The 10,756-nt window shown below is 34.3% G+C and carries 10 protein-coding genes and 2 other annotated features; of the genes, 9 read left to right on the top strand and 1 reads right to left on the bottom strand.

Annotated elements, in window-relative coordinates:
* Positions 1-121 precede the first annotated feature (121 nt).
* Positions 122-592: a GNAT family N-acetyltransferase gene (locus J6D32_RS07710; protein ID WP_287467503.1), complete on the bottom strand. Its 471-nt coding sequence runs from the start codon at positions 590-592 to the stop codon at positions 122-124.
* A 245-nt stretch (positions 593-837) separates the two neighbouring features.
* Between J6D32_RS07710 and J6D32_RS07705 the strand changes: the two genes are divergently transcribed.
* The 9 genes from J6D32_RS07705 to infC all read left to right on the top strand — a co-directional run bounded on the left by J6D32_RS07705 (position 838) and on the right by infC (position 10,744).
* Positions 838-2,268: a hypothetical protein gene (locus J6D32_RS07705; protein ID WP_287467502.1), complete on the top strand. Its 1,431-nt coding sequence runs from the start codon at positions 838-840 to the stop codon at positions 2,266-2,268.
* 40 nt (positions 2,269-2,308) lie between these two features.
* Entirely contained in the window at positions 2,309-3,142 is an 834-nt protein-coding gene (gene mutM / locus J6D32_RS07700) for a DNA-formamidopyrimidine glycosylase (protein WP_006785454.1), read from the top strand.
* A gap of 14 nt (positions 3,143-3,156) precedes the next feature.
* Positions 3,157-3,771 (top strand): dephospho-CoA kinase, encoded by a 615-nt coding sequence (coaE, locus tag J6D32_RS07695; protein WP_006785455.1) that lies wholly within the window; start codon positions 3,157-3,159, stop codon positions 3,769-3,771.
* Between the two features lie 39 nt (positions 3,772-3,810).
* Complete coding sequence (locus tag J6D32_RS07690) at positions 3,811-4,176, top strand: hypothetical protein (RefSeq protein WP_006785456.1); 366 nt, start codon at positions 3,811-3,813, stop codon at positions 4,174-4,176.
* 63 nt (positions 4,177-4,239) lie between these two features.
* Entirely contained in the window at positions 4,240-5,607 is a 1,368-nt protein-coding gene (locus tag J6D32_RS07685; RefSeq protein WP_006785457.1) for a replication initiation and membrane attachment family protein, read from the top strand.
* A 5-nt stretch (positions 5,608-5,612) separates the two neighbouring features.
* Positions 5,613-6,521 (top strand): primosomal protein DnaI, encoded by a 909-nt coding sequence (dnaI, locus tag J6D32_RS07680; RefSeq protein WP_006785458.1) that lies wholly within the window; start codon positions 5,613-5,615, stop codon positions 6,519-6,521.
* Positions 6,522-6,605: 84 nt separating this feature from the next.
* Positions 6,606-6,820 (top strand) — a binding site (T-box leader).
* Between the two features lie 76 nt (positions 6,821-6,896).
* Positions 6,897-8,834, top strand: coding sequence for a threonine--tRNA ligase (gene thrS, locus J6D32_RS07675; RefSeq protein ID WP_006785459.1), 1,938 nt, complete (start codon positions 6,897-6,899; stop codon positions 8,832-8,834).
* 163 nt (positions 8,835-8,997) lie between these two features.
* A complete protein-coding gene (locus J6D32_RS07670; RefSeq protein ID WP_006785460.1) occupies positions 8,998-10,014 on the top strand; it encodes a hypothetical protein in 1,017 nt (338 codons plus the stop codon).
* A 43-nt stretch (positions 10,015-10,057) separates the two neighbouring features.
* Positions 10,058-10,182, top strand: a sequence feature (ribosomal protein L20 leader region).
* Positions 10,183-10,207: 25 nt separating this feature from the next.
* Positions 10,208-10,744 (top strand): translation initiation factor IF-3, encoded by a 537-nt coding sequence (gene infC / locus J6D32_RS07665; protein ID WP_170837685.1) that lies wholly within the window; start codon positions 10,208-10,210, stop codon positions 10,742-10,744.
* Positions 10,745-10,756 lie beyond the last annotated feature (12 nt).

Below are 10,756 nucleotides of genomic sequence, written 5' to 3'. Positions count from 1 at the left end.
ATGACGACCTCAATGCCATTAGAGGCAACGATTGAACGCTTCAATGAATTACTTGATATGTTAGAAGAATTAATCTAAAAAAAAGGAGAATGAAAACAGAAGTTTTCGTTCTCCTTTTTACTTATTTTAACGGCAATTCTAATCGTCTGTTTCTCGTACTCATGCCCATTTTTTCATAAAAAGCTATAGCTGGTTCATTAAACTCCCAAACCGTCAGTTGTAAAGAGGTAGCACCTTGTTCTTTGGCATATTCTTTTAAGTAATCAAAAAGTTGTGCACCATAGCCTTGATGTTGGTAAGAAGATGAGATACAAAAATCATCAATGTAGGCGATTGTTGATGGCTTCATGATGGTGAGTGAACGTGTTTTAAGGAAGTTGATGATACCGTATCCGATGAGGTTTTGATTAGAATTTTCGATGACGAAAAGATTTGAGGTTGGTTCTTCAAGTAACTGAAGAAAAGAATCGTATGAAAATGGTTGTTTTAGATCCAAATAGACATCTGGTCGATTTAGGACGTGAAGTTGATGAACTTCTGAAACTAGTTTTGAGATTTGATTGTAGTCATTTAAAGAAGCCTTGCGAATCATAAAATCCCCCCGTTTTTGATAGTAGATTTATTTTAATCTATTTTACTCATTTAGGGAAGCGTGATAGTTGATGATGGAGATATTTCTTTAGCGCCTTAAAATTGAGTTTCTTTTAGGCGTTAGAGGTTGTGAAAATCTTTTTTTAGTCAGCGTTTTTCTTTGTGAAAAATTCGAATAAATGATAGGTGATAGGCGCTTTCTGTGTTAAAATGGTAATAAAAGCAAGTTTCGTTGGGGTGGACGTTATGGGGGTATTAAAGCAGTTAAAAAATTATTGGTTCTTTTCATTAAAAATTGTTATTGTTATGGTTGTAGCATTGATTATATGGGGGGCCATGATTTATAATCGACATGTTATCCTGTATGAAAAACAGTTGAATATCTTAGTTAATTATATTTATGATGAAGTATCGCCAGATGATGTGACTTCGGTTTATCAGCGATTTATTAATTTAGATAGTGACTATGGACAACGAATTAAAAAGGATTTAGGAGATTCTTTGATTAGTCGTTATCAATATTATACGAATTTATATATGCTTCGAAAAATTGAGTACGAAGAGTATTTGCAGTATGAGCAAATTATTGAACCGTTATTTTTCTCGAGTTCTAAAGTAATTGAAACAATTGATGAAGTATCGAAGTATTATCAATCACAAAGAGCTTATATTAAAGGTGTGAATTTGCAACAACAGGGATTCATTGAAGAGGCGATTGAAGCTTATGGTCAAGTGATGTTTAATGATCAGTCTTATTATGAATTGGCTAAAGGTAGAATCATGCAATGTGTTCAATTGATTAAAGAACAATATTTGACGGAAGCAAATGAATTTTATGAACAAAAAAATTATGTTGAGGCAATTAAACGATTGAATTATTTGATTGATAATGAAAATGACGAGGGTATCACGTCGCTAAGATGGTATTATCAATCGGAGTTTTATTTAGAGGTCATGAAGGAAATCGAGGAATTGATTGAGAATAATCAACTGGGATTTGTTATTAACTTTTTACAAGAGATTGAGCCGTATTTAGGAAGTAGTTATGAAGAGACACTTCATTTGAAGTTATCTGAAGTAACACTTCAGCGAGCTCAACGACGAGATAAGGCACTCGGTAAATATGCGGGGAAAATTCAAGTCTTAGTGAATACAGAAAGTAATCAGCAAGTGATTACCTATAATCAGCTGGCACTTCAATCATCGACCGCTTTTAATCCCGTTAACTTAGCCACTTATGCTTTTACAAATATAAAAAAAGGAACGGCTGAGGGTGTAGATAAGTCAATGGTTGAACAAAATATTAATGTGATGCCTTATATCGTGGCAAATAGTGATATTACAAGTGCGACGATGCCTGTTGTATTTGGATATTATGGTCAGACGATGAATGATTTTGATTTGATTGAGCTTCGTCAAAATGGAGAGGCAATCGTTTCGTTTGAAATGGATCCGTCTGAAAAGCGTCAAGTTTGGATTGAAGATGAAGTTATCGAATGGATTACGATTGAATTAAGTCAAGAGGAAGTCGAGCAGGTGCAACAATTGATTTTACAGACATCGGATTTAGAGATTGTTTTTAAAGGCAAATACTTAGATTATCAAGCACCGATTTCAACGCTTGAGCGTGACTTGTTAATCATGATGTTTGAGATTTACCAATCCATTGTGAAGTAAACAACATGAAAATGACATGAAAAAGGATGGACTAATTGCTATGCCAGAATTACCAGAAGTTGAAACAGTTAAAAATGTGTTAAATAGCCAGATTAAAGGCTTAAGAATAAAAGAGATTGAGTTACGATACGAACCGATGGTTAAAAATATGAGTGCAGATGTTTTTAAAGAAAAGCTAACGAATCAAGTGATAGAAGAGATTAGTCGTCGCGGAAAGTATTTAGTTTTTCATTTTCAAGATTATCAACTCCTTTCGCATCTTCGTATGGAAGGTAAGTACTTTTATGAGGCAGATGATTTTGAATTAAACAAGCATATTCATGCTATCTTTAAACTCGATAATGGACGTCAGTTACTTTATCAAGATACGCGTAAATTTGGGACGTTTCATTTATATGAAAAAGGTCAAGATTTAGAAGAAACCTCTGCTTTTAAAGTGCTTGGGGTGGAACCTTTTTCAGATGAGTTTACCCCAGCGTATGTTAAAGGAAAAATAAAAGGGAAAAAGAAACCGATTAAGTCATTATTACTAGATCAAAGTGTAGTTTGTGGACTGGGTAATATTTATGTAGATGAGGTGTTATTTAGGGCAAAGATTCATCCTTTAACCCCAAGCTATGAATTATCCGACAACGAGATTGAAAATGTGGTAAAATATACAGTAGAGGTGTTAGCAAAAGCCATCTCATTAGGTGGGACAACCATTCGAACCTTTACATCCACACATGGTGTATCAGGAACGTTTCAAGAAGAGTTGTTAGTTCATCAACGATTGGGTGAAGTGTGTAAAATCTGTGAAACCCCTATTGAGAAAATTAAGGTTGGTGGACGTGGAACTTACTTTTGTCCAACATGCCAAATAATTAAGTCTTAAGGGGGATTGTATCCATGTTAGTAGTTGGATTAACGGGTGGAATTTCATCAGGAAAAAGTACGGTCACTCAGTTGTTTTTAGACAAGGGTGTGACGGTTTTAGATGCTGATTTAATTGTCAGACAGATGCAACAACCAAATACGGTACTTCTAAAAAGATTAGCAGATGTATTTGGACAGGATATTATTTTAGCGGATGGGAACCTAGACCGCGGGGGGCTAGGGCGTTTAATTTTTCAAGATAAGGCTGCAAAAGCAAAATTAGATGAAATTATGAAACCCTTAATCCGTGAAAAGTTAGTAGAAGGGATTGAACTCGCGAAAAAAGCTAATGAATCGATGGTGGTTCTCGATATGCCACTTTTATATGAGTTTGAGTTTGAATCACTGACGGATGTGACGATTGTCGTTTATGTCAGTCAGGAAACGCAAATTAAACGACTGATGGCAAGAGACCAAATCGAGGAGGCCTATGCGCTCGCCAAGATTAATTCTCAGATGTCACTGGATAAAAAACGTGATCTTGCGAACTTCGTTTTAGTTAACGAAGGTAAAGTCAGTGAGTTACGAACTCAGTTTGAGACACTGTATCATCAGTTATGCTGCTGTCTTAAACATAGTCATAATTAATATAGTGGAAAAGTATAGGAATTAAGGGAGGAACTAGAAATGGGATTTATGGACTTATTTAAAACACACTACGAATCAGGTGAAAAAACGACGGATGAGGCGTTAATGACTCATTACTATAAAGCAAAGTATCAACCAACGAAAGCAGCGATTATTGAGGTTGCTAAATCATTAAACTTTGAGGTAAAATTTGAAGATGATGATCGTCAAGAATTAATGCTTAAGCGTAAAGATGCTGAAGTGATTGTGACGATTGTTAAAATTACGCCGATTGAATCAGCGGTTGATTTTACGATTAATACGCCTGGTCTCATTACATTTGGAAAAGGTAAAAAACTGATTCAAGAATTCTATAAAGAATTAGATAAAAAAATTATGTTTAAAGGATTAGCTTTAAACCGATAATAGATTGATTAATCCCTATTTTTAATAGGGATTTAACATTTTAAAAGAAGGAGTGTTTGAATAATGGGAGTATCTCTTAAACCGAATACAACATTCGACTTAAGTCCCATTCAAATGATGACTTCGGAAGAAATACAAGTTTTGACGTTGCTGTATCAACCCATTATTGGTCCGCAAGCCGTGAGTTTATTTACGACTTTAAATACGTTAGCACTAAAAAAACAGGAACAATCTTTAACGCATCATTTGTTATTACAGTTACTCAATACGAATATTGAGGAGTTTTTAGAGTGGCGTTATAAATTAGAAGCCGTTGGATTAGTTTCTGTGTATATCACCGAAGAATCTCATCATATAACGTATGTTTTAAAAAGACCGATGAAAGCTCGTGCCTTTTTTAGCGATGGAATTATTAATGTCTTTTTAAATTTAAAAGTTGGGAATGTAGATTATCAAGCATTAAAGCAATTTTTTATTGAAGATGCTTTTAAAGCAGAAGGAAAAAATGTCTCAAAACCATTTAATGAAGTATTTGATACGACGGTGTTACTTCGTAACTCTCAAACCCTACAAGCTAGTCCACTGCCGGTTAGTGAGATGAAGCGTGAGGGAGTAGAGCTAGAGAAAGCCTTTAATGAAGAGTTACTATTTGCTTTACTCAAGCAGTTTGGACTCGATGATCAAATTTTATCGGATAAACTTCTCGATCAAATTAATAAGATTGCCTTTTTATATAAATTAGATGAAAGTGAATTAGCTCGTCTTATTTTTGATGCTTTAGATAGTGATGGCTTCGTCAACTTAGAGGTATTTAGAAAACAAGCGAAACAATATTTTCAATTTCTAAATAAAGGAAAGCCAATCGAGGTGGTGGAAGTTTCGCAGGTTAATCAAGAGACCATGATTAGTGAAGCGAATGCGGCAAGTGCAAAGGAAAAACAATTATTGATTCATCTGTCACAACATCCACTTAGTTTCTTGAAGTTTAAGCAACATCAAAAAGAACCTGTTCCAGCCGATCGTCAATTAGTTGAGTGGTTAGTGGTGGATCAACAAATGCCATCCGGTGTTGTGAATGTGTTGATTGATTATGTGTTAAATATTTCAGATGGGCGATTGCCAAAGCAATTGGTTGAAAAAATTGCGGGTGAATGGCAGCGTAAAGAGATTGATAATACTGAAAAAGCAATTGCTCAAGTTAAGTCAACGCTTAAAGCGAAGCAAAAACGTGAAAATGAAAAAACGATGCCAGCAGCAAGTAAACCATCTTATCAAAAATCAGCGAGAGTAGTTCGTCAAGAGCAAGTTCCTGATTGGCTGAAAGCACCGCAAACGCAAGAATCGAATAAAAAAACATTGAGTGAAGAAGATTTACAAAAGATTGAACGCATGAAACAATTACAGAGTCAGATTCTAAATGGGAAAGGGTGAATTAGATGAAACGATTAGGTGATTTAATACCGAAAACGTTTGGAGCTGAGCAGGCATATCAAGAGTTATTAAATGAACCAGAGATTGCACAGGCATTAAAATGTCATGAGTCTGAGGTGGATATGTCACGTCTGTCGAGCTTTATATCCGATTTAGATGAGTATTCACGAAATAAATCCAAATGTGAGGGTTGTCTAGGATTAGATTATTGTAAGCAACCCGTTAAAGGACATCGACCAGAACTTGAACCAAGGTATAAGCAACTTAAGATTGCATATACGCCTTGTCATTATGAGTTAAATCAAAAACATTTAGCGAATATTAAAAGTTTTCATATGCCGGGTGATATTGTAAATGCGAATTTTGAACGATTTATCATGGATCCTGAGCGTGTCGAGTTTTATGAAAAAGCAACTTTATTTATTAATGAATACATGACAAATAAAAAAGGTCGCGGTCTTTATTTATATGGGCCTTTTGGCACAGGGAAAACATATATGTTAAGCGCCATTGCAAATATCTTATCTCAACGTGGAATTGTTTGTGGCTTAGTTTACTTTCCTGAATTGGTTGCTGAAATTAAATCAGGATTTAATAGTGACAATAATAGTGGATATGATAAAATTGAACAATTAAAGCAAATCGATGTCTTGATGCTAGATGATATTGGAAGTGAATCGATGACGAGCTGGATGCGGGATGAAGTGCTTGGCCGTATTTTAAATTATCGAATGCATCAGGGGCTTCCAACTTTTTTCACTTCGAACTTGGATTATGAACAATTACGTCATCATTATTCTTATACTCAAAAAGGAGAAGTTGAGGAAATTAAGGGGGCACGTATTTTAGAACGTATCAAAGCTTTAAGTGTTCCTGTCGCTATTACTGGAACAAATTATCGTCAAAATCGCTAAAATTCTTATCACTTTTTGCTTGATTTCAAAAAAATCATACATTATAATATGATTCATACATATACTAATGAGTAGACTGATATATCAAAGGTTTTGATAAGGATATGATTTATTCATACGACTTTCTAGAGAGGGAATCCATGGCTGAAAGATTTCTAAGTACGATGTTTGAATTACTCCCTTTGAACTGGACTTGAAAAAGTTTCCCGCTGACTGCGTTAACGTTAAATTGAGTTGCTAACGAAGAGTCTTTTCTTTGTTGGAAATAGGATGGTACCGCGATTATAATCGTTCCTAATTAAATTTTAGGAGCGATTTTTTTTATACTCAAAAATTTCGCTCCGAGGTAAACGAAAAATAAAAGGAGGAAATACCATGATTAACATTACTTTCCCAGATGGGAATGTGAAACAATTTGAAAATGGAGTTACTGCAGATGCGATTGCGCACTCTATTTCACCAGGATTACGTAAAAAATGTGTGGCTGCTAAAATTAACGGACATTTATATGATTTAACTCGTCCAATTGAAGCAGATGCAAAAATTGAATTAATTACAAATGATCGTCCAGAAGCGTGGGAAATTATTAACCATTCGGCTGCTCACTTAATGGCTGCCGCTATTAAACGTCTTTATCCAGATGCAAAATTTGGAGTAGGACCTGCGATTGAAGATGGATTCTATTATGATATTGATACAGAATCAAAAATTTCAGAAGCTGATTTACCAGCTATTGAAAAAATGATGCAAAAAATTTCTTCAGAAGCTTTACCGATTATTCGTCAAGAATTAAGCCGTGAAGAAGCAAAAGAATTATTTGCAGCTGATGAATATAAATTAGAATTAATTGATGCGATTAAAGAAGGTGAAATCATCACAACTTATTCAGAAGGTGATTTTACAGATCTTTGTAGCGGAGTACATGTTCCAAATACAAAAGATGTTAAGTTCTTTAAATTATTAAGTGTAGCAGGAGCTTACTGGCGAGGAGATAGCGACAATAAAATGTTAACTCGTATTTACGGGGCAGCTGCTTTATCTAAAGATGCTTTAGCTGATCACTTACGTATTTTAGAAGAGCGTAAGGAACGTGATCATAAAAAATTAGGACGTGAATTAGAATTATTCACATTCAGTCCATTAGTAGGTCAAGGATTACCAATCTGGTTACCAAATGGTATGAAAGTTCGTCAACAAATCGAACGATATATTACTGAATTAGAAGAAGATTACGGATACCAACACGTAGCAACTCCAGTTATGGGATCTGTTGATTTATATCGTACTTCAGGACACTGGGCACATTATCAAGAAGATATGTTCGTTCCAATGGAAATGGATAATGAAGAATTAGTATTACGTCCGATGTCTTGTCCTCACCATATGATGGTATATAAAACAAAATTACGTTCATACCGTGATTTACCAATTCGTTATGCAGAGCAAGTTATTCAACACCGTTTTGAAGCCTCAGGTGCTTTAACTGGTCTTGAGCGTGTACGTGCGATGACTTTAACAGATTCTCATCTTTTTGTTCGTCCAGATCAAATTAAAGAAGAGTTCTCTCGTTGTTTAGAATTAATTCACCGTGTGATTAAAGACTTCGGAGTTGAAATTAACTACTATCGTTTATCGCTTCGTGATCCAGAAAACAAAGAAAAATATTTCGATGATGATCAAATGTGGGAAAATGCAGAGTCAATGTTACGCGAGACATTAATCGAAAATAATATTCCATTCATTGAAGCTGAAGGAGAAGCGGCCTTCTATGGTCCTAAATTAGATATCCAAATCAAAACAGCTTTAGGACATGATATTACAATGTCAACTATTCAATTAGACTTCTTATTACCAGAACGTTTCGATTTAACTTATGTATCTGAAACTGGTGAAAAAGTACGTCCAGTTGTTATGCACCGTGGTTTAATCGGAACATATGAGCGTTTCATGGCTTATTTAATTGAAACTTACAAAGGAGCATTCCCACTATGGTTAGCTCCAACACAAGTAACAGTGATTCCAGTTAATAATCAATATCATTTAGAGTACGCAAAAGAAGTTGCTAAAGAATTACGTAAATACCGTGTTCGTTTAGAAATCGATGAGCGTGAAGAAAAAATGGGTTATAAAATCCGTGAATCACAAACTAAGAAAATCCCAATGTCTATTGTATTAGGGGATAAAGAAGTTGCTAATAATGAAGTCACATTCCGCCGTTTCGGTGAGCAAAAAACTCAGACTTTACCATTAAAAGAATTCGTTCATTTCTTAGTTGAAGAAATTGCAGAGCGTAAAAACTATAAACCTGAATAATAAGTCAAAATGAGAAGCTTGTAGCTTCTCATTTTTTTATAGATTTTTGGAATTTTATGAATAGAATGATAGAGAATTACAATAATGAATTTAGTTGATGATTGTGTTTTTATCAGTTAAAAGGAAAGAATAAGTAGGTATTGTAAAGTAGGGAGTGATAAAAATGATTGAAACTATGGTCGTGTTAAGACAGTGGAGTGTAGATGTAATAGCCCTTCTTGTTTTTTTAATCGCTGCTTATCTGGGTTATAAAGATACGTTTCGTTTCAGTTTTCTTCAACTTATTTTGCAACTGATTTCAATGATAGCGACTTATTTTATTTCTATTTTTTTAACTAATAAAGCGATTCAGACGATTCCAGAAAATGCGAATATAGGATTAATGATTCCTGATGAGTTATTTTATTTAGTGCAACCTCACGAAGAAATGATTATTCCACTTATTATGTTTGTTATTATTTATATGTTTATATTTATTATTATAAAGAGCATTCTATATGTATTCGGAAGAAACTATGAATGGGAAAGGTATTTATTCAGAAAAATTAAGTTAAATTCAACGTTTGGAAGGATTCTAAGTTCTGGGTGTACCATTTTAAATACGTATACGTATTTAATCATTGTTTTAATGATTGTTGGATTTCCTTTGTTTAATTTAGTAGGCCCCCATACATTCTCCTCTTTTTTATTAAAAACAGTTCCTTTTATTTCAAAGGATATTGAAGAGTTTTATGCCCCCTATGAAACACTTACTCAGGTATTACAAACTTACAAAGAAGAGGCACATCTCATTTTTGATGGGACGACAGTTAATCTTAAAGTGATGGAAGAAATGATTCAAAAAGACCCAAGTCGTAAAAATTCGTTGCAAGATGCCTATGAATATTTAATCCCGTATATTGCAACAACTTCTGGTTATTTAGCTAATTTTTCAAATAATAAGATTGGAATTAATGAAATGAAAGAATATTTAGCAAATACTCAGGAATATCTGAACAATCAAACCATAACACTGGAAATTTTTAATTCTTACTATGAAGAGTTGATTAAAAACAAAACTTATGATAGACTAGTTAAAGATGAGGTCATTAATGATGATGCTTTAACCGCATTGGTTGAGAGTGGATTCCTAAATGATACAAATCTTAAAAAAATTAAAGAATATATAGCGCTTGATTGACATATACTAATCAAGGTGTTATAATTAATAAATGTGAATATCATGTGGAAAGAAGAAGTACCCACTTCTCACCTGATTGGCTTAAGTCGATAGGTTTAAAAGTCGCATAGTTTTTTTTAACTGTGATTTTAAACGTGGGCGCTTGAATGCCTACGTTTTTCTTTTTTTCCATGAATGTTCTATAAAATTGGAGGTGCTCATCATTAGCAAGAAGAATGTAAAAAACGAGAGCTTAGTCAACGAGGATATCCGCGCTAAGGAGATGTTAGTCATTGGTCCTAACCGCGAACAACTTGGTTTAATGCAACGCAAAGATGCTTTACGTGCTGCTTCTGAACAAAATTTAGATTTAGTATGTGTAGCACCACAAGCTAATCCGATTGTTTGTCGTATTATGGATTACGGTAAATACCGTTACGAACAACAAAGACATGCTCGCGAAGCGAGAAAAAACCAAGTGGTTGTAAGTCTTAAAGAAGTTCGTTTAAGTCCTAACATTGATCAGCATGATTTTAATACTAAATTAAAAAATGCTCAAAAATTCCTTAGTAAAGGTGATAAAGTTAAAGTTAGCGTACGTTTCAAAGGGCGTGAAATTGCTCATACAGAATTCGGTCGCAATGTTTTAACTCGCTTTGCTGAAGGGTGTGCTGAAATCGCAGACCTTGAATCAAATCCAAAACTTGACGGACGTTCAATGTTTCTCGTTTTAGCACCAAAGAAAAAGTAGAAAAGATAAAGG

It is taken from the genome of Turicibacter sp., assembly GCF_017941855.1.
Lineage (GTDB): Bacteria > Bacillota_I > Bacilli_A > MOL361 > Turicibacteraceae > Turicibacter > Turicibacter sanguinis.
This window is presented reverse-complemented; position numbering and strand designations above follow the sequence as displayed.